The organism is bacterium, from assembly GCA_024742285.1.
GTDB lineage: Bacteria > Myxococcota_A > UBA9160 > UBA9160 > UBA4427 > UBA4427.
Map to the genome: position 1 here is coordinate 190,895 of JANSYR010000010.1, position 25,023 is coordinate 215,917.

23 protein-coding genes are annotated in these 25,023 nt (G+C 69.6%); 13 read left to right on the forward strand and 10 right to left on the reverse strand.

What is annotated here, in order from left to right; translation table 11 throughout:
* Window positions 1–37: 37 nt before the first annotated feature.
* From NXI30_18565 to NXI30_18575, 3 genes are all read right to left on the reverse strand, one after another.
* Window positions 38–1,060: a succinylglutamate desuccinylase/aspartoacylase family protein gene (locus NXI30_18565; protein MCR9096234.1), complete on the reverse strand. Its 1,023-nt coding sequence runs from the start codon at window positions 1,058–1,060 to the stop codon at window positions 38–40.
* Complete coding sequence (gene rimK, locus NXI30_18570) at window positions 1,057–2,475, reverse strand: 30S ribosomal protein S6--L-glutamate ligase (GenBank protein MCR9096235.1); 1,419 nt, start codon at window positions 2,473–2,475, stop codon at window positions 1,057–1,059. Before rimK ends, NXI30_18565 begins: the two co-directional genes overlap by 4 nt.
* A gap of 129 nt (window positions 2,476–2,604) precedes the next feature.
* Entirely contained in the window at window positions 2,605–2,952 is a 348-nt protein-coding gene (locus tag NXI30_18575; protein ID MCR9096236.1) for a hypothetical protein, read from the reverse strand.
* 126 nt (window positions 2,953–3,078) lie between these two features.
* On the opposite strand from NXI30_18575, the gene NXI30_18580 reads away from it, so the two are divergent.
* From NXI30_18580 to NXI30_18610, 7 genes are all read left to right on the forward strand, one after another.
* The gene (locus NXI30_18580; GenBank protein ID MCR9096237.1) at window positions 3,079–3,984 is read left to right on the forward strand and encodes a universal stress protein; all 906 of its coding nucleotides are present in this window, start codon (window positions 3,079–3,081) and stop codon (window positions 3,982–3,984) included.
* 500 nt (window positions 3,985–4,484) lie between these two features.
* The gene (locus NXI30_18585) at window positions 4,485–5,363 is read left to right on the forward strand and encodes a protein phosphatase 2C domain-containing protein (GenBank protein MCR9096238.1); all 879 of its coding nucleotides are present in this window, start codon (window positions 4,485–4,487) and stop codon (window positions 5,361–5,363) included.
* Between the two features lie 76 nt (window positions 5,364–5,439).
* Window positions 5,440–5,955 carry a RimK/LysX family protein gene (locus NXI30_18590; protein ID MCR9096239.1) on the forward strand — a complete coding sequence of 172 codons (516 nt, stop codon included), beginning with the start codon at window positions 5,440–5,442 and terminating at the stop codon, window positions 5,953–5,955.
* Window positions 5,956–5,962: 7 nt separating this feature from the next.
* Window positions 5,963–7,306 carry a magnesium transporter gene (gene mgtE / locus NXI30_18595; GenBank protein MCR9096240.1) on the forward strand — a complete coding sequence of 448 codons (1,344 nt, stop codon included), beginning with the start codon at window positions 5,963–5,965 and terminating at the stop codon, window positions 7,304–7,306.
* Window positions 7,307–7,316: 10 nt separating this feature from the next.
* The gene (locus NXI30_18600; GenBank protein MCR9096241.1) at window positions 7,317–8,120 is read left to right on the forward strand and encodes a protein phosphatase 2C domain-containing protein; all 804 of its coding nucleotides are present in this window, start codon (window positions 7,317–7,319) and stop codon (window positions 8,118–8,120) included.
* Window positions 8,120–9,460, forward strand: coding sequence for a serine/threonine-protein kinase (locus tag NXI30_18605; GenBank protein MCR9096242.1), 1,341 nt, complete (start codon window positions 8,120–8,122; stop codon window positions 9,458–9,460). The genes NXI30_18600 and NXI30_18605 overlap by 1 nt, the downstream gene beginning before the upstream one ends.
* An 83-nt stretch (window positions 9,461–9,543) precedes the next feature.
* A complete protein-coding gene (locus tag NXI30_18610; GenBank protein ID MCR9096243.1) occupies window positions 9,544–9,906 on the forward strand; it encodes a DUF4156 domain-containing protein in 363 nt (120 codons plus the stop codon).
* Window positions 9,907–9,928: 22 nt separating this feature from the next.
* On the opposite strand, the gene NXI30_18615 is transcribed toward NXI30_18610, so the two are convergent.
* The 6 genes from NXI30_18615 to NXI30_18640 all read right to left on the reverse strand — a co-directional run bounded on the left by NXI30_18615 (window position 9,929) and on the right by NXI30_18640 (window position 19,175).
* Entirely contained in the window at window positions 9,929–11,188 is a 1,260-nt protein-coding gene (locus tag NXI30_18615) for a hypothetical protein (protein ID MCR9096244.1), read from the reverse strand.
* The gene (locus NXI30_18620) at window positions 11,185–12,132 is read right to left on the reverse strand and encodes an alpha-L-glutamate ligase-like protein (protein ID MCR9096245.1); all 948 of its coding nucleotides are present in this window, start codon (window positions 12,130–12,132) and stop codon (window positions 11,185–11,187) included. The genes NXI30_18615 and NXI30_18620 overlap by 4 nt, the downstream gene beginning before the upstream one ends.
* Complete coding sequence (locus NXI30_18625; GenBank protein ID MCR9096246.1) at window positions 12,129–13,703, reverse strand: UUP1 family membrane protein; 1,575 nt, start codon at window positions 13,701–13,703, stop codon at window positions 12,129–12,131. The genes NXI30_18620 and NXI30_18625 overlap by 4 nt, the downstream gene beginning before the upstream one ends.
* Before the next feature lie 9 nt (window positions 13,704–13,712).
* Entirely contained in the window at window positions 13,713–14,933 is a 1,221-nt protein-coding gene (locus NXI30_18630; GenBank protein ID MCR9096247.1) for a succinylglutamate desuccinylase/aspartoacylase family protein, read from the reverse strand.
* A 139-nt stretch (window positions 14,934–15,072) separates the two neighbouring features.
* Window positions 15,073–17,037 (reverse strand): NAD(P)/FAD-dependent oxidoreductase, encoded by a 1,965-nt coding sequence (locus NXI30_18635; protein ID MCR9096248.1) that lies wholly within the window; start codon window positions 17,035–17,037, stop codon window positions 15,073–15,075.
* Between the two features lie 53 nt (window positions 17,038–17,090).
* Window positions 17,091–19,175, reverse strand: a complete 2,085-nt coding sequence (locus NXI30_18640; GenBank protein ID MCR9096249.1) for a molybdopterin-dependent oxidoreductase — start codon at window positions 19,173–19,175, stop codon at window positions 17,091–17,093.
* A 71-nt stretch (window positions 19,176–19,246) separates the two neighbouring features.
* On the opposite strand from NXI30_18640, the gene NXI30_18645 reads away from it, so the two are divergent.
* From NXI30_18645 to NXI30_18670, 6 genes are all read left to right on the forward strand, one after another.
* On the forward strand, window positions 19,247–19,771 hold the full coding sequence (locus tag NXI30_18645) for a nuclear transport factor 2 family protein (GenBank protein MCR9096250.1): 525 nt from the start codon (window positions 19,247–19,249) through the stop codon (window positions 19,769–19,771).
* A 35-nt stretch (window positions 19,772–19,806) separates the two neighbouring features.
* A complete protein-coding gene (locus NXI30_18650; protein MCR9096251.1) occupies window positions 19,807–20,250 on the forward strand; it encodes a nuclear transport factor 2 family protein in 444 nt (147 codons plus the stop codon).
* 40 nt (window positions 20,251–20,290) lie between these two features.
* Window positions 20,291–21,103, forward strand: a complete 813-nt coding sequence (locus NXI30_18655) for an SDR family oxidoreductase (GenBank protein ID MCR9096252.1) — start codon at window positions 20,291–20,293, stop codon at window positions 21,101–21,103.
* Between the two features lie 18 nt (window positions 21,104–21,121).
* Entirely contained in the window at window positions 21,122–22,159 is a 1,038-nt protein-coding gene (locus tag NXI30_18660) for a dihydrodipicolinate reductase (GenBank protein MCR9096253.1), read from the forward strand.
* Window positions 22,160–22,323: 164 nt separating this feature from the next.
* The gene (locus tag NXI30_18665; GenBank protein MCR9096254.1) at window positions 22,324–23,730 is read left to right on the forward strand and encodes a hypothetical protein; all 1,407 of its coding nucleotides are present in this window, start codon (window positions 22,324–22,326) and stop codon (window positions 23,728–23,730) included.
* 47 nt (window positions 23,731–23,777) lie between these two features.
* Window positions 23,778–24,416, forward strand: coding sequence for a TetR/AcrR family transcriptional regulator (locus NXI30_18670; GenBank protein MCR9096255.1), 639 nt, complete (start codon window positions 23,778–23,780; stop codon window positions 24,414–24,416).
* Between the two features lie 50 nt (window positions 24,417–24,466).
* Here the strand turns inward: NXI30_18670 and NXI30_18675 are convergent, their stop codons facing one another.
* Window positions 24,467–25,021 (reverse strand): hypothetical protein, encoded by a 555-nt coding sequence (locus NXI30_18675; GenBank protein ID MCR9096256.1) that lies wholly within the window; start codon window positions 25,019–25,021, stop codon window positions 24,467–24,469.
* Window positions 25,022–25,023: the final 2 nt, after the last annotated feature.

Here is a 25,023-nt window from a genome sequence, read left to right on the forward strand (position 1 = left end):
CGAGTCGAGGCGGGCACGCGGCGCGAGGTGGAGACGCTCAGATGAGCGCGTCCACCTCGAGGTCCTCTCGGAACGCGTCGAGCTCCTCGACGACGCTCTCGAGCGCGTCGAAGGTGGCGACGTGGAAGAGGGCGTCTCCCTCGTTCGCGAGAGGCAGGTTCGTGCGGCCGATCAGGATGCCGGCCACCGGGGACTTGATCTCGTAGGCCGACTCGCCGAGCGGGTCCGTGATCTGCCCGAGCACCTGCTTGCGTTCGATCGTCGCGCCGAGCCGGAGCTTCGTCGCGAGAATCCCCGTTTCGGGCGCGCGGACCCAGACGCTCTTGTGCGCGATCACGTCGGTCGGCGCCTTCGGCGGGGTGGACGTTCGGGCCGGGAGCATCCCGAGGTGGCGCATCACGGCCGTGATCCCGCGAACGCCGGCGCGAATCGAGACCTCGTCGAAGCGAAGCGCCTCGCCCGCTTCGTACACGAGGACCGGGATGCCGAGGTCGTTCGCGGAAGCGCGCAGCGATCCCGGTCGGAACGAGGAGTTGAGGATCACGGGGGCGGCGAAGGCGCGCGCCATGTTCTCGACGACCGGCCCCTTCAGGCGGGCACGGATCTGCGGCAGGTTGGTGCGATGGATCGCCCCCGTGTGCAGGTCGATGCCGTGGGTGGATCCCTGGACGAAGTTCGAGAGGAACGCGTCCGCGACCCGTCCGGCGAGAGAGCCCCGCTCGGATCCCGGGAAGCATCGGTTCAGGTCGCGTCGGTCGGGCAGATAGCGCTGGTGCGAGACGAAGCCGTAGACGTTCACGACGGGCACGGCGACGAGCGTGCCCCGCAGCTGCTTCAGCATCGGGCGCGCGAGCAGCCGCCGAAGGATCTCGACGCCGTTGATCTCGTCGCCGTGGAGGGCCGCCGAGACGAACAGGCGCGGACCGGGCTTCCGCCCGTGGAGGACCACGGCGGGGATCTCGACGTCGCCGGTCGTGATGCGCTGGGCGACCTTGACGGAGACCTTGCGTCGCTCGCCGGGGGCGATCGTCTCGCCCGCGATCGTGATCGGCTCGCTCATTCGCTCTCGGATCCGATCGGGCGGGCGCTGCTCTCCTCGCGGGTCCCGTCTTCGGCCCCCGCCGCCTCGGACCCGCCGAGCTCCGGCGGCGGCACGGGCGCCACCCCCGGTGCGGGCGCGACGACGGCGACGGGCTCGTCCCCCATGAGCGCCGACGGGGTTTCCTCCTCACTCGCGATCGGAACGGAGGCGGCGACGGCCGGGGCCGACTCGGCGACCGCGTCGGCTCCGCTCGCGGGGAGCGACGTCGAGCGCTTCTTCTTCCGGCGCCGCTTCGGGCCGCGGGGCGCGAGGCTCTTGAGCGTCAGCGTCTTGCCGAAGCAGAGGAGCGTGTCGCCGGGCAGGATCTCGCGGCTGCCCTTCGGGTTCGGAATCGAGACGGGGCCGCGGTGGATGCTGAGCACGACCACGTCCCGGTCTCGCAGGCCGGTGTCGGTGATGGCGCGGTTGGCGAGCTCCGACTTCTCGTCGACGGGGACCTCCAGGACGCCGTAGCCGCTCTGCAGGGTCAGGCGCTGCCGGATGTCGATCTCCGGGAACAGGACCTCTTCCTCGATGAGCTCGATGACCGCGCCCGCCACGTCGACGCCGGTCGCCGCCTCGATTCCCTCGAGCCCCGGCGAGGAGTTGATCTCCATCAGCTTGGGGCCGTCCTTGCCCTCGAGCATGTCCACGCCGGCGACGCGCAGACCCATGATCTGGGCCGCGTGGAGGGCCGTCCGCTCGAACTCGGGATCGAGGTCGACGGGCTCGGCGATCCCGCCGCGGTGGACGTTGCTGCGGAACTCGTCGCCCTGGGCGACCCGGCGCATCGCGGCGACGACGCGGTTGCCGACGACGAACGCGCGAATGTCGCGGCCGCGGCTCTCCTTCACGAATTCCTGGATCAGGACGTTCTGGTTGGCGGCGCCCTGGAGGACCTCGATGATCGACTTCGCGACCGAGGCCGTGTCGGCGAGGATCACGCCGATGCCCTGCGTGCCCTCGAGCAGCTTGATGACGACGGGCGGGCCGCCCATGGCATCGATCGTGGGCACGATCTGATCGAGCTCGTGGACGAAGGCGGTCTTCGGGATGCCGATCTTGTGGCGGGAAAGGATCTGCATGGACCGCAGCTTGTCCCGCGAGACGCTGATGGCCTGCGAGCTGTTCAGGCAGAAGACGCCCATCTGCTCGAACTGTCGGACGACCGCCGTGCCGTAGAGGGTGATGGACGCGCCGATGCGCGGGATCACGGCGTCGTAGTGGGAGACCGACTTGCCGCGGAACGTGAGGTCCGGCTCGCCCTCCTCGTTGTCGATCGCGAACTTGAGGGTGTCAAGCACGCGCGGCTGGTGGCCGCGCAGCTTCGCGGCTTCGTGGAGCCGGCGCGTGCTGTAGAGGTTCCGGCCGCGGGAGAGGATGGCGATCTTCATGTGGATCCTTCGAGAGAGGGGAGCGCGACCGAGGAGCAAGTCGCGTGCCAGCGTTCGGCGGGATCGAACCGGGGGCGAGGTCGGCGGAGGTGATCCGGGACGCGCCACCGCGCTCGGGCGGGTGACAACCTACACCCGATCGGGCGGCTCGGCTCCGATCGGCTCGGCCCCGCCCGGTTCGCCGGCCCCGTCCCCCCGCGCGCGCCGCGTCAGCCGGCAGGGGACATCCGCCGCTTCGAGCGCCGCCCGGAGCGGGTCGAGATCGACCCGGGCCCCGCTCCGAACCGGGCCGGGAAGCCGCGCCAGCCAGGCCTCCCGTTCGAAGCGCTTGACGCGAAGGACCCGGAAGAGGGCCGATCGCTGGGTCGGTGCGATCGCCTCCGCGCTCGCGGAGATCACGAGCTCCCAGGTCCGCCGGGCCCGCTCCCGCTGCGCCCGTGCGTCTGCCTCCCTCGAACGTGCGTCGTCCTGCGCCATGGCGATCCGTCCCGGGCCGCGTGCTCCCGATGATCGGTGAGTCCGCCGCATCATGGCACGGCGATTGCTCTCTGGCTTCCCAGACCCGGTCACGCCGAGTCGGTCAGCCCAGGAGGGACGATGGACATGAACGGTCCCGTGCTCGTCGGAACGGATTTCTCTTCGTCGTCGAAGCGGGCGACCGACCTCGCGGCGGCGCTGGCCGCCCGCCTCGGCCGTCCGCTCGTGGTCGCCCACGTCTGGAACCCGAATGCCCTGGCCAACGTGCCCTTCTCGGGCGAGATCGACCTCGCGCCGGTCATGACGGCGGCGCGCGACGGCGCCCGCCAGGCCCTCGACGAGGAAGTCGAGCGGGTCCGAACGAGCGGGGGCGAAGTCCGCCCGCATCTGATCGAAGGGGCGGCTTCGCGCGCCCTCGCCGAGCTCGGTCGCGCGCTCGACGCCGAGCTCGTCGTGATGGGACGACGCGGCAGCGCCGGGCTCGCGCACGTCCTGCTCGGCAGCGTGAGCGAGCGCGTCGCTCGCATCGCGGATCGCCCCGTCCTGGTCGTCCCCGACGGTGCGGAGGTGGCGCCGGTCCCCCGGCGGCTGCTCGTCGGCGTGGACTTCTCCGGGGCCGCGCGCGAAGCGGTCGATGCCGCCCTGCGCTTCACCGCCGAGCTCGGCTGTGGGCCCCCGGTGCTCGTCCATGCCTACCAGGACGAGCGGGCGGAGTGGCTCGCGAGCTGGAGCGAGACCGGGCGGGTGGGGCTGTCGCGCCCCGACGGGTACGACCTGGCGCACTGGGTGGAACGCACGCTGCCGGAGGCGAGCCATGTCGAGCTCGTGTCCGTCGCGGGCGCCGTGGAAGAGCAGCTCGTCGCGACGGCACGAGCGCACGAGGCGGACTGGATCGCCGTCGGGCTTCAGGGGCGCACCGCGCTGGCCACGTTCCTCATGGGGACGACCACCCGAAGCGTGCTCGAGCTCGCCGACCGGCCCGTGCTCGTCGTGCCCGGCCGCACCGCACCGGACCGCGAAGCCATCGACTGAGACGCGGACCGCGGACCGCGGGCCAGCGGGAGCCGCACGAGCAGCGCGTCGTCGGAGACGCCGCTCGTGGGCGCCGGCGCGGCCTTCTGCGTGGCGCGGTCCCGTCGAGCGCGGATCGACTCGAGTCGCCGCGTCTTCTCGTCGTGGAAGAACGCATCTTCGACGGCGCTTCCGCGTTCATCGGCGTACTTCCCAGGGGCCAGGTCGTCTCCTCTCGTGCCGGGCAGGGGGCCACCTCCGAATCGGGTGCTGCGAATCCGATCCGCGACAGAGGTCCGCGCCCACCGCGAGGCCGTCCGCGAAGCAGTGCGCGAGAGGGCCGGAAACGCCCGAACTCGACGACCTGGCGTGGCCCCCGCACGCGGCGCCGCGCGCATCGTTGGCACGCCCGTTGCACTCCTCGCGGTCAACGATCGGTCACGTCCCCGCGTGGTGCGTGACCGATCCCAGCGACCGCGACGCCGCGTGAGGCGTTCGCGGTCGCGCAAGGAGGACTCGGAATGTACGGACCCCGTGGTGCCGGCTCTTCGCGGAGCTCGGACGATCTGCACAACGAAGACGCCTTCCTCGTGGAGGACGAGATCGGTCTCTATGCCGTCTGTGACGGGCGGGGCGACGCGCCTGGCGGTGAAGTCGCCGCCTACCTCGCGATCGATGCCGTCTCGCGGTACCTCGACGGACTGCTCCGATTCGAAGGGGGGAAGAGCGGCGGACGCCTGGCGGCGACGCTCCCGGCGGACGTTTCCTGTCGGACCGTCGAGGCCGCCGTGCGCTACGCGCTCGAGACGATCCTCGAGCGCACGAGCGACCGGCCGGATCTCGAGGGCATGGCCACGACCGTGACCGTCGTACTGGTCCAGCGCGGCCGCGCCTTCGTCGGTCACTTCGGAGACAGCCGGGCCTACCTCGTCCGCGGCGACGATCTGGTCCAGCTGACGACGGACCACGAGTGGACGGAAACCGAGAGCGTGCGTTCCGGCGCCTCCCGTAGCGGGATCGACACCTTCAGCATCGAGACCCGCGTCGGCGACACGTTCATCCTCTGCACCGACGGCGCGGAAGGCGAGGTCGTGATCGGCGACCTCCTCGAAGCGATCCACGGCTACTCGCCGCGGCTGATCGCCTCGCGACTCGTGGCGGCTGCGCAGCGTCACCGACCCGACGAGGACGCGACGGTCGTCGTCGTGCGGATCCGCGACGACCTCGAATTCGCCCGAATCGGCTCCACGGGGCCGGTGGGTCTCGACGGCTACGCGCGCGCCCGCGTGCACCGGCCCTACGCGCGAGCGTCGCGCCCGGCCGCGCCCTTCGAGAACCTGATGGACCGGACTGCGATCTCGAACGCCCCGACCCCCTCGCGGCGAAACGAGACCGCCTAGGTCGCAGCGCAGGCGCGACGCAGGGCGAGCGGAGGACTATTCTCGGCCTTCGGCCCCCCACACGCTCGGAGTGCGGATGAGATCGAAGACCGTGGTCGGATGGAACGAGAACGTGGACCTCCCCGAATGGGGGATCAAGCGTCTCGGCGCGAAGGTCGACACGGGCGCGCAGACCAGCGCGCTCCACGTCGAGAACGTGGAGCCGATCGGGCGCGGCCGCATCCGCTTCGACGTGGTCGTCCACAGGGTGAAGCGGGATCGCCACTTCCCCGTGACGGCCCGGGTCGTGCGTCGCGCGCGCGTCCGCTCGAGCAACGGTCACTACGACGTTCGGTACTTCGTCGAGACCACGGTTCGGATCGGGCCCGTCGAGAAGACGATCGAGATCAGCCTCGTCGATCGCGGCAAGATGGCGCATCGCATGCTCCTCGGGCGGTCCGCGCTCCGCGGCGACTTCGTCGTCGACGTCAGCCGCAGACACGTGCTCGACAAGCCGAAGCGGAAGGCGAAGCAGAAGACGAAGACGAGCAAGAAGCCCTCGTCGAGCCCCCCCGCCGGCCGACCCGTCGCCCGCGCGGCGCGAGAGCGCTGAGCCCGCCATGTCGGAGACACGCTGGGACGAGATCGTCGAGCTGCTCGACGAAGGAGACGTCGGGGATCTCCGGGAGCGCTTCGCGGAGTGGAGCGAGTCGGACCGGACGCACGCGGCCGCCCACCTCTCCTCCGGCGACCTCGCGCGGCTCTTCGATGCGCTCGACGTCGAGCAGGCCGCCGACCTGGTCGAGGACCTGCCCGATCGTCAGGCCGCGGACGCGATCGGCGAGGTCGAGCCCGACGCCGCCGCCGAGATCCTCGAGGCCCTTGCGAGCGACGAGCGCGCGGACGTCCTGGCCGAGGTCGACGAGGAAGAGCTCGACGCCATCCTCGAGGCGTCGACGCCCGAGACGGCGGACGACATCCGCACGCTGCTCGAGTACGACCCGGAGTCCGCCGGCGGGCTCATGCACACCGAGTTCGTCTCCATCCGGGTGGGCGCGACCGTCGCCGAGGCGGTGAGCGAGATCCGCTCCGCCGCGGACGTCTACGCGAAGTTCTCGATCCAGTACCTCTATGCGGTCGACGCCGACGGACGCCTCGAGGGGGTGGTGCCGCTTCGCGCGCTGCTGCTCTCGCCGCCTTCGGCGCGGGTTTCGCAGGTGATGATCGAGAAGCCGCTCGCGCTCTCGATCGACGACGATCTCGATCATCTCTACGAGACCTTCGAGGAGACCGCCTTCCTGGGCGCGCCCGTGGTCGATTTCGACGGGGTCCTCGTCGGCGTCGTAGAGCGGTCCGCGGTCGACGAGGCGACCCTCGACCACGCCGAAGCGGACCACATGAAGTCGCTCGGCATCTCGAGCGGCGAAGAGCTGCGCTCCATGCCGCCCCTCGAGCGTTCGCGCCGCCGGCTCGCCTGGCTCTCGATCAACATCGTGCTGAACCTGATGGCGGCCAGCGTGATCGCGGCCTACGAAGAGACGTTGCAGGGGGCGATCGCCCTCGCGGTCTTCCTGCCGATCATCTCGGACATGAGCGGCTGCTCGGGAAACCAGGCGGTCGCGGTGAGCCTCCGGGAGCTCTCCCTCGGCGTCGTCCGTCCCGGGGAGATCGGGCGCGTGCTCGTCAAGGAGATCACCGTGGGCCTCGTGAACGGGCTGGCCCTCGGTCTCCTGCTCGGCGCGGTGGCCCTCGCCTGGAGGGGCGACGCGACCCTCGGCCTCGTCGTCGGACTCGCCCTGGCGATCAACACCGTGCTCGCCGTCTCCATCGGGGGCAGCGTCCCGCTGGCGATCAAGCGTTTCGGCTGGGATCCCGCGCTCGCGTCGGGGCCGATCCTGACGACGCTCACCGACGTGTGTGGCTTCTTTCTGACGCTCAGCTTCGCGAGCGCGGTCCTGGTCTAGGGAGGTCTCGATGCTCAAGCGGACGTTCTCGGGTTGCGACGAGCCGGTCCCGGCCGGACTCGACACCTCGACGGGGGAGACCCGGTTCTCCAGCGTGCCCGGGGACGGGGAGGGCGCGGAGAACGAAGACGCCGCCGGAGTCTGGGAGCTCGCGCCGGACGTGGTCGTGCTTGCGTTGGCGGATGGCATGGGCGGCGGGCCGGAGGGCGGCGAAGCCGCTTCGCTCGCGATGGACTGCCTCGACGATCGGCTGGATCGTTGGAAGGTCGGGGCCTCGCTCCGCCCGGCGATCCTCGACGCGTTCGAGGCGACGAACGACGCGCTCTGCGCAGCCGGCAAGGGCTCCGGGACGACGCTCGTCGTGGTCGAGATCGACGCCGGTCGTCTACGGACCTACCACGCCGGAGACTCCGGCGCGCTCGTGGTCGGGCAGCGCGGTCGTGTCCACCACGAGACGATCCCCCACTCGCCGACCGGGTACGCGGTCGCCGCCGGGGTGCTCGAGCCCGACGAGGTCCACGACCACGCGGACCGGCACTACGTCTCGAACCATCTCGGCTCCGCGGAGCTCCGGATCGAGGTGGGGCCGCGCGTCGAGCTGTCCGCGCGCGATACGGTCCTCCTCGCGAGCGACGGGATCCTGGACAACGTCCGACGCGAGGATCGGATCGAAGCGATTCGGAAAGGGCCCCTCGACGAGGCCGCCCGCGAGGTCGCTGACGCGGCGCAGGCGGCGATCGAGGGCCGCGGCCCCGTCGTCGGTCACGCGGACGACGCGACGCTCCTCCTCTATCGCCCAGGGACGCGCGGCTAGTGCGAACCCTGCGCATCGGTCGTCGGCTCGGGAAGTACCGCCTGGACGGTCGGCTCGGCGAGGGCGGCTCGGCCACCGTCTGGCGGGCGCGCGACACCGTCGAGGGGCGGAGCGTGGCGCTCAAGGTCGCGCTCCCCGCGCTGGTCGACGAGTTCGGGCGCGAGGCGGTCGAGGCCGAGGCCCGGCTCTCGGCGCGGCTCGATCATCCGCGGATCCTGCGGCTCTGCAACGCGGACTGGATCGACGATCTCTTCGTCCTCGCCACGCCGCTCGCGAAGGCGAGCCTCGAGGATCTCTCGAAGCGCCAGCGCACGCCCTCGCTCGGGCTCGTGTTGATCGACGACCTGAGCGCCGCGCTCGCGCACGCCCACGAGCGCGGCGTGATCCACAGGGACATCAAGCCCGGCAACGTGTTGATCGGTCGCGACGGACGTGCACTCCTTTCCGACTTCGGAACCGCGCGCCTCGCTCCCGCCCATACTGCGTTCGCGACGGAGGTCGGCACCTTCGGATACATGGCGCCCGAGCAGGCCTACGGTCGACCCGGCTACGCCTCCGACGTCTTCAGTCTCGCCCTCACGATCTACGAGGCGTTCGCCGGGGTCCTCCCGGGCTGGCCCTTCGAATGGCCGCTCGAGGGCGAGAAGCGCTTCGAGTCCCGCTGCCCGGAGCCGATACGGGCCGTGCTCCGCGACGCGCTGGCGGTCGATCTCGAGCGCCGGACCCCGGACGGGATCGCGTTTCGCCGCGCGGTCGAGCAGGCGCAGGAGCGCCTCAGGCGGGCCGATGCGCGGTCCGTCCGACGCCCTCGGCGTCGGCGGCCCTCTCCGCCCGAGGACCCCTTCACGCTCGAGACCGAGTGGTTCCGGAAGCGCTTCGGACGCACGTTCGAGACCCACTTCGACTGCCACGCCTGCGATGGTCCCGTCTCCGAGTCGATGCGGAGCTGTCCCTGGTGCGGGACGACGCGGAACTCGTTCCGCGAGGTGACGGGCTTCCCGATCGTCTGCCCGGTCTGCGAGCGGGGCGTCCGGTCGGAATGGAGCGCCTGTCCGACCTGCACGTCGGGTCGGTTCGAATCCGACGGGCGCGCCCTTCCGCGCGGCGCGAAGAGCGAACGGACGTGCTCGAAGCCCGGCTGCGGGGCGCCGCTCCAGCGCTTCATGCACTATTGCCCAGCGTGCAAGACGCGCGTCGCGCGTCCCTGGAAGGTCGAAGGGCTCGCGACGTGTCCACATTGTCGTTGGTCGGTTGCGCCACGCTGGCGATTCTGCGGGTGGTGCGGGAAGCGCAATGCCCGCGCGCTCGAGATCGAACGGAAGAAGCGCAGGGGGCGTTGACGGGTCGTCGACGAAGGCGACCTTCCGTTTCACGATCCAGAAGAGCCCCCGGGCGAGGACCTCGGCGGGCGAAGGGGGAAGTCATGAAGGTTCGGAGTTCAGACACGAAGGAGGCCCGCGGCGGCCGAGTCGGGCGCGTCGCCGTCTTGTTCGCGCTCCTGAGCGTGGCCGGGTGCGCCTTCGTTCAGGTCAACGAGAACGCTCGGACGGTCGAGGTCCGCAAGACCGAGGAGGAGGTCGCGGCCTGCGTGCGGAAGGGGACCGTCTCCGCATCGACGAAGTCGTCCGTCGGCTTCATCGCCCGGGACGAAACGACCGTCGCCGTCGAGCTCGAACGGCTCGCGCGCAACCGCGCGGTGAATCTCGGAGCGGACGTGATCGTTCCGCTCGGGCCGGTCACGGCGGAGGGGTCACGCGAGTATTCGGCCTGGAGCTGCCCCGAATAGGGCCCGGCCCCGGCTGTCGGGATCAGCCGCCCTCGAAGGGCAGCGCGTCGAAGAACGCATCGAACGCTCGTCCCGCGGTCGCCTCCGAGGCTTCCTGCAGACCGGCGGTGGTGATCCGTTGATCCCGCGCGACGAGCTCGCGCACGACGTCGTCGAGGGAGCCCGCGCCCGCCGTCGCCTCGCGGATCATCTCGTCGAGCTCGAGCAGGACGACGACGGCACGCGCGCGGAGCGCGCCGTTCATCTCACCGTCGAGCGGCTTCGAAGGGGAGGCCGCTCGATCGGTGAGCTTCTCGATCGCCGATTCGAAGCGATCGGGGGAGAGCGTGTCCGAACGACGCAGCAGCGCGATCGAGTAGTACTCGGCGATCCCTTCGGCGATCCAGCGGCCATCGTCGCCCGAGCGCGCGTGCATCAAGCTGTGAATCATCTCGTGGAGCAGGGGGCTCGAGCCGTCGCCCTGGATCAGGGGACGGTCCACGTGGACGTACGCGCTTCGCGGCGCCGAGAGCGCGCCGCGCCACATCGGGTCGCCCGCGATCACGACCTGGAAGCGGTCCGGCAGACGGCCGAAGAGCTTCGAGAGCTCCGGCGCGACCCAGCGCGTCAGGGCGAGCACGTCCATTCGTCGCACGCCCTGTCCCGCCGGACCGACGATCGCGAGACGCATGTCGCCCACGCGCTCGCGCACGACGCCGAGGCGACCGAAGGCGAACCAGCCCGTCGGTCGGTCGAAGCGCGTGCGGTCGTTCGCGAGGTCATAGCGCCCTCTCGAGATCCGGCGATAGGGCACGGCGATGCTCCACCCTTCGGGTAGACGCAATCGCATCGTCGAATCCGATTCGGCGTTCGGCTTCGTCCGGATCCGGACGCGCGGAACGAGGTCCTGGCCACGGAGGAGCGCCCAGTTCTTGGCGCAGCGCGCGTCGTACTCGCCCTCGCTGCGAAGGTGGTCGATGGCGTGGACGTAGCGAAGTCGTCCCCCGCCCTTGGGCGGTGTCCACACGAGTCCCTCTTCGCTCGCTTCGAGGCTCCCCTGGGCGTCGATGGCGCGGTAGCGGCTCTCGTCGAACTGGAAGCGCAGCCACTCGACCGCGTCGTCGGGGTCGCTGATGTGGATCTCCACGTGTGCGCTCTTCTCGCTCGGGACGATGCCGACATCGAAGCGCGCTCCGAACCGGAGAGGCGCCTCGGTCGTGGCTTCGTCGTCCGCCACGGCGACGCCGCCGAGGAGCAGGCCGAGACAGGTCGCGAGTCGAAGGGTCGGGGAGTCGAGCTTCATGCAGTCGTCCGCGCGATTTCTCGGCCGAGCGCCAGGCGCGATTCGAAATCGAGTGGATCCGGGGCCGTCGCTCGGATGGCGTCCAGACGGAGCAGGAGGCCGCTCTGGTTGGCGAGCTGGATCGCGAGTCCGGGGCGCGCGTTCAGTTCGAGCACCATCGGCCCGTGATCGCGATCGATCACGATGTCGGCCCCGACGTAGCCGAGCCCGGTCTGGTCGGTCGCGAGCAGCGCCGTGCGAAGCGCCGCGTCGAACTGCGGAATCGGGAAGTCGACGACGCGGTTGCCCGTGTCTGGATGCGTCTCGATGGGGCGCGTGCCGATCATGGCGTGATTCGTCCTTCCCGTGTCGAGGTCCACCCCCGCCCCGACGGCGCCTTGATGGAGATTGGCCTTGCCGCCGGATCGCTGAGTCGGAAGCCTCGTCATCGCCATCACGGGGATGCCGCGATAGACGATGACCCTGACGTCCGGGACACCGCGATGGACGATGGGTTCGAATTCGGGCGTGACCGTGAGCCGCTCCTCGGCGAAGGCGACGTCCGGCTGCCCGCCGAGTGCGTAGAGCCCCGAGATCACGCTCTCCGCGTGATAGCGCAGCTCGGCGCGGGTGACTTCCCGCCCCCCGGCGTCGAGCCAGCCGCGCTCCGTCGCGTCCCCCAGGACGAGGATGCCGTTGCCCATCGCGCCCTTCGCCGGTTTCAGCACGAAATCGGAACGGGACGCGAGGGAAGCCACGAGCGCGCGCACGCCGGCGTGGTGATCCGCCCGACCGAGCACATCGGCGACCGCGATCCCCGCCGACCGACAGAGCGCCTTCGTGCGGAGCTTGTCGTCGACGAGCGGATAGAGGCGTCGCGGATTCTCGCCCAACGTGAAGACGATGTTGCGCGCGTTGATCCCGAGCAGTCCCCGGCGCCGCAGCCTCTTCCAGGGCGTCGTCACGCGTTTCCCCCCGACCCCTCGGCGAGATAGAAGGTACGGAAGCGCCAGAGCTCGGCGAGTCGGTAGCCGGTGTACCCGCCGATGACGACGAGGGCGCCCATCACGACGAGGATGAGCTCCGGAAAGCCGAAGAAGAGATAGGCGAGCAGATCGGACCGGAACACGGGATAGCTCGCACCCACGACCACGAGGGAGCCGGCCAGCAGCTTCGCCGACGAGAGCCAGCCCTCTTCGAGGGTCGAGACCGAGATCCGCTCGATCAACATGGCCAGGATCACGATCGGGAAGAGCAGCCCCTGTCCCAGGTCGCGGAGTCCGTAGGCGTGACCGAGTTGAGCGAGGCCGGTCACGCTCAGGATCACCAGGCAGAGAAGGAGACAGACGCGCGGGACGAAGAGGAGTCGGAGTCGATCGAGGGCGAGGCGTCCGAGCACGCCCACCGACAGGCAGCCGCCGATCAGCAGGAAGCCTGCGGCGAGTCCCAGGTCGCGAATCGAGAGCCCGATCAGGACCGGCATGAACGTGCCGAAGGTCCGGAGGCCGATGACGTTCCGGAAGAACGCCGCGATCAGCACGGCGAGCGGCACGACGAGCAGGACGCGCAGCACCTCGCGGGTCGAAACGGGCAGGCGATAGAGGGAGGTCGCCCGGAGGAGCGCGCTCGTCGGGGCGACGAAGGCCGCGATCTCGTCGGCGGGCCGCTGTTCACGGAGGACGTCGATTCGTGCGTCGCCGGCGACCGCTCCACGTGCCGTGATCAGGGGCCGGTTCGCGCCGGACAGGACGACGAACTCGCCGGGAAACGCGTTCGGGTGTCGTTCGAGGATCGAGAGACGTTGGACGCGACCTCCGAAGCTCACCTCGACGAAGGTCTCGACCTCCGCCGTTCCGCGGTGACCGACGCGAAGGCCGCGTCGCACGCTCGCGTCCAGGCCTGCGGTCGCGAGCAGCGTCCTGAGGAGAAGGTGTCGACCCTCGAGGTCACCTTCTCGGTTCGTCAGCACGTGACGGGGATCGCGCGGCCCGACCGCGACGGCCTCGACCTCGTTGGCGACGAACGCGAAGAGCTGCGCGACGATCGCTTCCGGCTCGTCGGCCGGGTCGACCCCCAACCGTTCGAGCTGTCGCTCCATGGCCGGGTCGATCGCCGGCGCGCGAGCCGCGCGGCCGAGCGCTGCGTCGGTGCCGCGGGCCTTCGGCGGCCCCGACCCGGTGAGGGCCGCTTCGGGCAGGTGGATACGAACGGAGTAGCCGAGGTCGAGCTCGCCGCGATCCGCGTTGCCTTCCCAGACGGCGATCCGCGCGCCGTTTCGGCTCGTGACCGAGTAGGCGAGGCCGCCGTCGAAGGACGACTCGTCGACGATCGACTGGGTCGCAGTCGCCTCCGGAAGGGCGAACTCGATTCGCGTGCGGGTCGACGTCGCCTCGTAGGGAATCGTCCAGTCCAGGCGCCAGACCCGCGCCGACACGTCGGGGACGATCGGCATCGCGTGGTGAACGGACTTCCAGAAGAACACGCCGAGCCCGACGCATACGAGAATCAGCGCGGTGATTCCGACCGGCCAGCGCATGGGGCAACGCTACTCGGGTCGCTCGTCGAGGTCCAACTCCTCGAGGAGCGCCTCTCCGGAGACTTCCGGGATCATCGGCAGCGGCAGCGCGCTCTCGGCGAGGGGATGGGCGTCGTAGGCGAGGTGGAAGACGGCGAATCCTGGCATCACGACCTGGTCGACGGCCATGCCGATCACGCGACCGGAAATCGGGCTGCCGACGAACGTCGTGGCGTCGGAGAGGGGGTCCGACACCGCGCCGAGCACCTGGCCCGGCTCCACCGGATCGCCGAGCCGCACGCGCGACACGAGGATGCCCCCGCGGTCCGCCCGGACCCAGCGCGTCTTGAGGTAGGCGGTCGACTCCGTTGGGGGCTCGGCGGGGGCCGACGTCGGGAGCATGTCCCGCTTGCGGAGCAGTCGGAGGATGCCCTCGAGGGCGGAGGCGACGTGCGCCTCGTCGAAACGGGTGGACTCGCCGGCCTCGACCGTGATCGCAGGAATCCCGATGTCCGTCGCCGAGCGCCGGAGCGTCCCCGTCCGGCCGAGCTTGTTGACGACGACGTCGGCGCCGAAGTCCATCGCGAGCTGAACCGTTTCCGGGTCGCCGAGATGCGCGCGCAGCTGCTGAAGGTTCGATCGCTGGAACGAGCCGGTGTGGAGGTCGATCAGGGATTCGCAGTGTCGGAAGACGCCTTCGAAGAGTCCGTGGGCGACCCGGGAGGCCGCACTCCCGAAGGCGCGACCCGGGAAGTAGCGGTTCAGGTCGCGGCGATCCGGGAGGTACCGGGAGCCCCGACGAAACGCGGAGAGATTCGCGATCGGGACGGCGACGAGCGTTCCCCGAAGCGTCGACGGATCGACCTGATTCAAGAGGCGTCGGACGACTTCGACCCCGTTGACCTCGTCGCCGTGGATACCCGCCACGACGCAGATCGTCTCTCCGGGCTCCCTGCCATGGGCGACGGCGACCGGCGTCTGGACGTAGGCGCCGGCAAACGATTCGGTCGTCTGGACCGAGAGGCGCCGCAGCGTTCCGGGGGCGATGTCCTGGTTCAGCAAGACGAAGGGAGCCGTGGTTTCGGTCGGGGCTTCGGGCGGCGACTCGGCCATCTCCGTCCCGGGCGACGCGTCGGCGTCGGCGTCGGCGTCGGCGTCGGCCAGAGCAGGGTGGGGAAACGTCAGCAACGCTCCCGCCAGTCCTGCCGCGAAGGCGGATCCGTACCGGGAGCAATGGTGGAACGCGAACATCGATCGCCAGGCCTCGTGACGGGAGGGGGGCCACCCGCGGCTCGAAGCATCCCGCGGAGTCGACGCTTTCGCCACCATCGATTCCGCGAGGGCCTCCCGGAGTGCATCCGTGCGGCGAGCGACCGCCCGGTTCGCGCCTTCAATCGACGAGGAGATCCTCGCCGAACCAGGGCCGCAGTCCGGCATCCGTCTCGGCGGAGGGCATGCCGGCCGGGTCATTGAGCCAGCGCCACATCCGCCGGATGTCCACCGGTCCGTTGACGCTCGATCGACCCCCGTTCTGGTAGTAGTTGTCCGCGCGGGGATCCATGTAGACCATCGTACGCTCGGAGTCGTCGAGAACCCCAGCGAAGCGCCAGTAGGCGTCGTGCGAGACCTCGACTTTCTTCCTGCCCGATTCGATCAGGCCCGCGACGCAGCGAAGGGCGAACTGTGCGGTGAGCTCCAGGAGGTCCACGACCGTGAAGCCCCCGAAGTTGTTCGAGTTGGGGCCGTAGCACATGAACAGGTTCGGAAACTCCGGGACCATCGCGCCGAGGTAGGCCCGCGGGCCGTCCTTGGCCCAGATCTCTTCGATGCGCACCCCGTTGCGACCGCGCACCTCCATGGGCCAGAGGAAATCGTTCGCCCGGAAGCCCGTGGCGTAGACGATGAGATCGAGATCGTAGGCCCGGCCGCCGGCGATGATCCCGTCGGGCGTGACACGCTCGATCGGATCGGAGACGAGCGTGACCGCGTCGCGGGCGAGTGCGTCGTAGACGCTGTCGAAGGCATCGATCCGGATCGGCCGCGAGGCCAGGGGCGGGAAATCCGGCGTCATCTTTTCGACCAGGTCGGGCCGGCTGCCGAGCTTGCGCTGGATGAACTCGAGGCACATGTCGCGCGTCGCCTTGTTGGCCGGGCTGACCGTATGGGGATCGTCGAAGTCGGGATCGATCCGGATGCCGGCCGACGAGTTCTCCGGGTTGATCAGCGCGGCGACCCGGAAGCGGACGAAGTTGGCGTAGAAGGGGAAGTTGCGATCGAGCCAGAGCACCTGGGGCGGGAGCTCCTTCAGGTAGGCCATGTCCTCGAAGCACCAGTTGGGCTGCCTCTGGAAGAGGAAGGTCTCTGCAGCCGTCTTCGCGATCACCGGGGTCGTCTGGTATCCCGAAGCGCCCGAGCCGACCACCGCGACGCGCTTGCCTTCGACGTCGAGCTCGTCGGGCCACGCCGCCGTGTGGCACGACACGCCCTCGAACGACTCCATGCCCTCGATTGCGGGGAGCTTCGGTCGGGAAAGGAAGCCGACGCACGAGACGACCGCGTTCACTTCGTAGGTGTGGGGGCCGGAGGGCCCCTGTGCTGCGAGCGCCCAGGTCTTCGTCTCGTCGTCCCAGGTCATCGAGGCGACCTCGGTGTCGAAGTCGATGTGTTCCCGGATCCCGAAGTGGTCGGCCACCCAACGGAAGTACTTCAGGTTCTCGTCGCGCGGGCTGTAGCCCCAGGGAAAGGGGTAGTCGTAGCTGAACAGGTGGGTGTAGCCGCGGCTCGGCGTGTCGACGCGCGCGCCCGGGTAGTGGTTCTCGTACCAGGAGCCGCCGACCTCGGGATTCTTCTCGATCACGACGAAGGGGATGCCCGCCCGTTTCAGCTGGACCGCCACGTTGAGTCCCGCGATGCCCGTGCCGATGACCGCGACGCGGAAGTCGCGGGCGGCCTCCGGCGCCTCGTCGCCGGCCCAACGCACGCCGCGGGCCCAGCGGTCGAAGGCCGCCTCTTCGAGCCAGATCGGAAGCTCCTTCTCGGGAATCTCCTGGTTGCCCGTGAGCGAGAGGCTCGTTCGAAGGCGCTCTTCCGGACCGAGATCGATCTCCCCGGCACCGCCGTCGCGGTACTGCTTGAGGAAGGCAGCGGCCTTCTCCTTGATCCGCTTCTCGTCGGCCTCGTTCGCCAGCTCGCTCCCGGTCGTGAACTTGGCGGCGTCCCCCGGCTCCATCGCGACGACCTCCTCGTCGCCCGTCAGCTGATAGAGGAGTCCGCGCAAGACCATCGGCGAGGCGTATTCCACGGCGTCGTCGATCGTCTCGTCGCTGGCCGAGAGGAGCTCGTCCTTCGTCGTCATGTCCAGAAGATCCTTCCCTTGCGATCGTTTCGGCGGGTGGAACGGACGGTCGTTCAGACCGCTTCGACCTCGACCTGGATCCCGGTGAGCCAGGACATGCCGCCGAGCGGATCGAAGCTGCCGGGACCGACCGGCGAGAGGACGTTCACGTTCACGCCGGGCATCGACTGCGCGACGGGCATCCCGCTCGTCCGTTGGTTGCCGAAGCCGTGGGTCATGGCCACGACACCTTCGCGGAGCTTCTCGTCCAGGGTGAGCTCGGTTCGGACCTCGCCGTGCTCGTTCCGGACGACGACGAACTGGCCGTCGCGGAGCCCGCGCTCGAGCGCGTCCCGGGGATGCATGTAGAGCGGGTTCGTCGCCGCGCCCTGCATCTCGCGGAGTGCCTTCACGTTCTGGAAGCCCGAGTTGAGCATCGTGTTCGTGCGCCGGGTGATCAGCTTGAGGGTCGCCGCGTCCTCGTCGACGAGCGAGGCGAAGATCGGCTCGGCCCGGTCGAGGATGGCCTCGAGGAGGGGCGGGCAGCAATCGAAGGACGCGTCTCCGCGCAGCTCCCGGAGAAAGGTGCCGGGCTCGCGTCGCGGAATCCGGACGACGTGGCCCTCGGCTTCGCGGAGCGCGGCGATCGAGTGGCCGGATTCCGCGAGTCGCCCGTCCCAGACCGCCGAGAGCATGTCGTTTCCGGGGAGGTCGAGGAGCGACGGGAGGCCGAGCCCCTGCAGGAGGCGCGAGAAGATCCAGGCGTCGGTCCGGCGCTCCGCCTGCGGCGGGACGACCGCGTCGGTCCACTGCAGATAGGGCTCGCGCTGCACGCCCTGAACGAAGAAGTTCAGATCCTCGCGCTCGAACCAGTCCGCTGCGGGGAGCACCCAGTCCGCCAGCTCGCCGGTCGCGTTCCGGTAGAAGTCGAGGGTCACGAGCAGGTCGAGGGACTCGAGTGCGGCCGACAGATCCTCGCCACCACCGATCGAGAGCGCCGGGTTGCCCGCGATCGAGATGAAGGCCCGGATCGGATTCCCGGGATCGCGAATCATGTCAGCGAGGAGAGCACCCGGCGGCGTGCCGCGCGCCGGTACGTAGTCCCCGAACGGCGTCGAGCGAGGCGCGGAGACTTCCGGCGGCATGACCATCGGCGCGAGCCCACGTCCCGCGAAGATGTTCCCGCCCTCGCGGTCGAGGTTGCCGGTCACGAGGGCGAGCATCTGCGCCAGGTAGTAGGCGAGGGCGCCCTGGCGGCCCATGTTCACGCCGGTCGAAACGTGGATGCCAGCGCGGGGGGCGGTCGCGAAGTCGCGCGCCATCGCCCGGAGCCGCTCGGCGTCGACCCCGACGATCGCGGTGACGCGCTCGGCGGGATAGCGGCGGACGAACGCGCGCAGGGTGTCGACCCCGGACACGTGTTCGAGGGCGTTCTCGTCGAAACCCAGATCGGCAGCGCCCTCGATCTCGTTGAGCATCGCCGCCAGCAGGTAGGCGTCGGTGTCGGGGCGGATCTGGATCGTCTCGCCCACGTCGGCGAGATCCTCGAGGGCGAGCGGGTTCACGAACACGACCCGAGCGCCGCGGTCGCGGACTTCGCGCAGGGAGCCGACGGGGTCGGCCGTCTGCAGGAAGGAGAGCTTGCTGACGCGCGGGTTCGTCCCGATCAGCAGCAGATGGTCCGCGTGATCGAGGTCGGCGATCGGGTGGATCTCCGCCGATCCGTAGAGGACCTCGCTCACGGCGAACTTGTTCGAGCAGTCCTGGGTGCCGGCATTGAAGAGATGCGGCGTGCCGATCGCGGCGGCGAACATGCCCGCCGACAGGGAGCCCAGGGCGTTGAACGCGCTCGGGTTGCCGATGTAGAGGGCGACGGACTCGGGGCCGTGGGTGTCGACGATGGCGCGGAGTCGCGCGGCGATGTCGTCGATCGCCTCGTCCCAGCTGGCGCGTTCGAAGCCGGCGCCCGTCTTCCGCTGGGGATGGTTCGCGCGGTCCGGGTCATGGTGGATCTCGCGGGCGAGCAGGCCCTTGTGGCAGGCGAAGCCCTTCGAGATCGGGTGGTCGCGGTCGGGTCGGAGGGAGGCGAGGCGTCCCGTTTCGTCGACCGTCGCCTCGAGGCCGCAGTTCACTTCACAGAGCCGGCAGAATGTCTTCATGGTGCGAGGCTAGCCCGGTCTCGCTACCGGTTCCGCATCGCCCGGAATTGCCCAGAACGCCAGGAGGCCGCATGCCCACCGAGCTCGAGAAGGAATCGATCCAGACCTACGAACGCTTCGTCGCCCTCCGCGACGAGATCGACGCGGGGAACGCGACCTGGTCCTCTCTCGCCGACTTCTTCACCGAGGACGCCGTCTACATCGATCCGGCCTGGGGCCGGATCGAAGGACGCGAAGAGATCAGGGTCTTCTTCGAGCGTTCGATGGCCGGGCTGACCGGGTACGGCTGGTCGACGCCCGAGCACTGGACGATGGCCGAGGGCCACCGTCTCGTGAGTCAGTGGGACCAGATCCTCGGCGAGAAGCCCGACGGGACCCCCTACGCCGTCGCGGGCCTCTCGATCCTCTACTACGTGGGCGATGGCCTCTTCTGCTACAGCCACGACATGCTGAACATGACGCACATCGGAGAGACGATGCGCGACATGGGCTGGACCCCGCCGAAGGAGTTCAACCTACCGCCCCGTAAGCCGAATCGGGACGTGTCGCTCCCGGCCGCCTGGGCCCATCTCGAGCCGAGCCGGGCGCCGCGTTAGGTCTGCGGCGCGGAGCGCGTCGGGAGGGAGAGTCGATGGAAGCCCGGGGCTACGGCGACGCGAGCGCCGCCATAGAGAGGTCGATCGCGATCTACGCGCAGCTCCTGGACAGCGGACGACTCGCCGAGTGGGGAGAGCTCTTCGCGGAGGACGCGGTCTTCCGGGTCGGCGCGGATCGCTGGTCGGGTCGCGACGCGATCGTCGCCGCGATCGGCGGGATGCAGCCGCCGCCAGATCGCCCGGTGAAGCACGTGTGCCTCGTCCCTGTGATCGACCTGCTGGACGAGACGCATGCGCGCGCCTGGACGGATTTCTCGGCCTTCGCGACGGGAGAAGACGGTCGGATCTCGATCGCGACGATCGGGCGCTACTACGACGAGCTCCGTTTCGAGGGCGATCGCTGGCGCTTCTCTCGACGGGCGATCGTCATGGCGGGTGAGGTCGTTCCGGACGACCTCGCGGCCTCGCCAGCGCGCTAACGTCGGTCGTACCCAGAACCCCAGCGAGGAGAACGACGAGATGGCAGACGTACTCGGTTATTCGGGCAAGGTATGCGTGATCACGGGGGCCGCGTCCGGCATGGGCGCCGCTGCGACGGAGCTCCTGCTCCAGCTGGGCGCGGAGGTCCACGCGCTCGACATCGGCGACGTGAAGGCGCCGGTCAAGCAGGCGATCCATACGAACATGATGGACAAGGCCTCCGTCGACGCGGCGATCGACCAGCTGCCGGCGGAGATCGACGTCCTCTTCAACTGCGCGGGCGTGCCGAGCCCGCCGACGTCGGCCCTCGACACGGTCCTGATCAACTTCGTCGGGCTGCGTCACCTGACGGACGCGCTGCTTCCTCGGATTCGTGAGGGCGGCGCGATCGCCTCGATCTCGTCGACCGCCGGCATGGGCTGGAAGGCCAACCTCGACAACGTGAAGGCGTTCCTCGAACTCGACTCGTTCGACGCGGCCGCCGCCTGGCTGAAGGCAGGGGACAACTGCCCGGCCGACGGATACGGCTTCTCGAAGCAGGCGCTGATCGTCTACACGCAGATGCTCGCGGGGCCGCTTGCCAAGCGGGAGATCCGGATCAACTGCATCAGCCCCTCGCCCACGGACAGCAACTTCATGACCGAGCTGACGAAGACGATCCCGAAGGAGGCGATCAGCGGGTTCGCCCCCGCCCACGGACGCTTCGCTCCGCCGGAGGAAATGGGCAAGGCGCTGGTCATGCTCGCCAGTGATCTCGCGAGCTTCGTCTCGGGCGTGAATCTGCCCGTCGACTACGGCTACTGCGGCGAGGTCGCCATGGGGCTGCGCGACAACCCGATGAACATCCAGTAGGCCGGGCGGGGCCGCGCCTTGGCGCTTCGGATCGTCCAGTGGAACACCGGGATCGTCGGCGCCGCCGGCGTTCGCGCGATCGCCGAGCACCCGAACCTCGAGCTCGTCGGGTGTTATGCGTGGAGCGACGACAAGGTCGGACGGGACGCCGGGGAGTTGGCGGGCACGGTCCGGCTCGGGGTCGAGGCGACCCGCGACGTCGATGCACTGCTGGCGCTCCGCCCGGATTGCGTTCTCTACACGCCGCAGTTCCCGAACGTCGATCACCTGGTCGCGATGCTCGAGGCCGGGATCGACGTCGTCTCCACGTCCTACTTCATCACGGGGCGGAGCTACGGGGAGACGGACCTCGCCCGCCTCGACGCGGCGGCGAAGCGGGGCGGGGCTTCGCTTCACGGCACGGGGATCAACCCCGGCTTCGCGAACGCCTTCGCGCTGCTCTCGACCGGGGTCTGCCAGCGCGTCGACCGGGTCTCGGTCTTCGAGTCCGTCGATTCGACGAACTACGGCTCGGCGGAGACCTGGGAGGCCTGCGGGCTCGGCCGGCCGGTCGACGATCCGGCGCTCCCGGCGATGGCGCGGGCGACGACCGCGGTCTTCCAGGATGCGGTCGAGATGATGGCGACGGCGCTCGACGCGACCCTCGACGAGATCGCCTACGACGTCGAGTTCGCGGCCGCGACCGAGACCGTCGAGCTCGGCTACATGACGATCCAGAAGGGCTGCGCCACGGGTATGCGTCAGTGCTGGTCCGGGATCGTCGACGGGCGTCCGCTGATCGAGCTGCCGATCGTCTGGACCCTCGGCTACACGATGGAGCCGACGTGGCCCGTGGAGAACGGCTACGTGGTCGAGATCGACGGACTGCCGAGCGTCCGAAGTCGGATCGAGATCCTGCACCCCGAGAACGGGCAGGGTCCGGACTTCGGGATCAACACCGTCATGCCGGCGATCCACGCGATCGCCGACGTCGTGGCGGCGCCGCCCGGAATCGTGCTCGCGAGCGCGCTGCCGCTTCCGGCGGCGCGCGGGGTCACCCGCGCATCGGAGATCTGAGGGGCACCCTCAGGCCGCTTCGGGCCGTGTTGACGTCCCCCCCACTCGCCGAGTATCCATTGAGTCTCCGCGGAGTTCCGCGGTCGTCTGCGAGCGGGGCCGCGCCGCCCGCAGCCGACTTCCGGACGGCGTTCGGCCGCCTGCGCGCGCGATGAGGCACGATGATGAGCACCCCCGAAGACACCCTCGATCCAGAAACCCGCAAGGCGAAGGACGAGCTGCGCGCGGCCTTCGACGATCTGATCGGGGAGCTCCAGGCGGCGCGGGACACGATCGATGATCCGAAGTACTTCGGTCCGCCCGCGACGCCGCGCAACCTCGCCGAGGGCTACCGCTATCTGGCCGGCTTCGTCCACCACGGGATCGAACGTTCGTTCCACGAGGACCCGGACTACCCCGCCTTCCGCAACGCGCTCTCGATGTTCAACAAGTCGACGATCGAGAACTCGGACGCCATCTACTTCTACTCGCCGATCGACGGGCGGAAGACGTATCGCGTGACCGGCCAGGTCGAAGACTGCCGCCACTGGCGGGGCGAGCCGCGCCTCGACGGGCAGCCGACCGCGCCCCAGTATCTGATCTTCGAGGTCGCGACCGGTCCGATGGCCGGCGACACCGGGAACCTCGCCGAGCTCCAGCCCGGCTACCGTACGGGCTTCGGCACCCTCGACTCCTCGAAGCTCCAGATCGAAGCCGACGGCTCCTTCGAGCTGATCCTCGGGCCCGAGAAGCCCGAAGGGTTCGACGGCAACTTCATCTGCACGAAGAAGGGGCCGGCCCGGAAGAACCCGGAAGGCGGCGATCGCTTCGCTGACTACGTGAGCGGGCGCCAGCTCTTCTACGACTGGGCGAACGAGGAGCCGGTCCATCTCTCGATCGAGTGCCTCGACACCGCCGGCTCGCGCCAGCCTTCGCTGACCGCAGAGCGGGCCGCGGCGAGCCTGCGCCGGATGGGCGGGATCATCCGCGGGCAGATGCGCTTCTGGCTCGAGTTCTACGACGTCGTGCTGAACGTGAAGCAGACCCACGAGCACGACGGGCGCCCCTACTTCATGCCGCTGAACGCGTACAACACGCCGAACGCCGCTTCGAGCGACACCGGCGGCGGGATGAGCACGAACATCTACGCGGGCGGGATCTTCGACCTGAAAGACGACGAAGCGCTCTACATCGAGGCGACCTTCACCGGGGAGCCCGTCTACACGAGCATCCATCTGGGCAACCTCTGGGGCGAGTCGCCGGACTACGCGACGGCCCAGAGCAGCCTGAACCACCACCAGATGTACATGGGCGAGGACGGCGTCCAGCGCTGGGTCGTCGCCCACCGGGATCCCGGCGTGAAGAACTGGATCGACACCACGGGCCTCGAGTCGGGCTTCCTGTCCCACCGCTGGGCCTACTCGGCGCTGCCGGACAAGGAGGACTGGCCGACGATCACCTGTCGCGTGATCCCCTTCGACCAGGTGGTCGAGGCGTTTCCGCCGGATCAGCCGAAGGTGAGCCGCGCGGAGCGCGCGGAGGAGATTCGTGTGCGGGGGCGTCACGTCCAGAAGAGATTCAGGGTATTCTGAGGGGGCCCAGAGGACCTGACTTGGCAGAGCAAGAACGCGGAAACGAGATGAGGACGAAGATCCTCGACGCGGCGCGCGAGCACTTCGTCGAGTTCGGCTATGCCGAAGCGAACGTCGACGCGATCGCCGTCGCGGCGGGGGTCTCGAAAGGCTCCATCTATCGCCACTTCCCGAGCAAGGGTGCCCTCTACTTCGCGGTCCTGTCGGCGAACAGCCACGAGTTCTTCGAGGGCTCCGAGGCCCACGTCGCTCAGACGAAGGAGCTGCCGACCGCCGAACGGATCCGCAAGCTCTGGGGGAACTACCTCAAACACTGGCTCCGGAACCCGACCGACTTCGAGATCTTCTGGGCCTTCGACAACGCCGAGGAGCTCGGTGAGCTGCCCGAAGGTCTGACCGACCGGATCGCCGAGAACTGGACCCGCGCGCTCCGGCTGACCGAGCAGGTCCTCGACGACGGGGTCGAGCGTGGCGAGCTGATTCCCGTCGACACCTGGAAGGCCGCGCAGTCCTTCTGGACGCTGGCGACGACACTGATCGACCACGACAACAACCGCGCGCGGCGACGGATGCGCGATCGTCCCTTCCATGAGACCTACGAGTTCGCGATTGAGCTCCTGCTCCGCGGGCTGCTGGTGAACCCGGACGAAGCGAACCTGACGGTCCTCTCCGCCGACGCGGACTGAATCTCCAGCTGCGGGCGCTCGCCGGTGCGATCGCGCTCCGCGGGGCGGAGCTAGTAGGTGATCCGGAACGCGAGGCGGAGGTGTCGACGCGTCTTCCCGCCGAGGCCCGCCTGGCTCGCTGGACCCCGATGCCGCCGCAGGTCGCGAATCTCCTCGTCGATCTCTTCGCGCCGCGCACGGTGGGAGTTGAGTGCGGCGGCGCTGCCGTAGATCCCGATGCCGCCGGCGCCGGCCGCGCCGGCCCCACCGTAGAGCAGGCCCCTGACCGCAGCGTTGTCGGTGCAGTCCGACATGACCGCGCAGACCAGTCCTCCGGTGATGACGGCGGCAAGACCTGCCGTGCCGACGAACGAGGACACGCGCCTCGTCGTCTCGGCGCCGCGATCGCTCAGATCGTCCCGCTCTCGTTGCAGCGCGTCGATTCGTGCCTCGAGATCGGCGGGCGTCATTGGAGCGTCGGGCCCGGTGGCCGTGTCGACGTAGAGATCGAACACGCGATTCGCCATCGACGGCTGCGAGAACGGACTCGCGTCGTCGGACGTGGCCGGAGCGGGCGCGGCGGCCTGGAGCAGGAGCAGGAGACAGAGCAGGGAGAGCGCGCGCATCG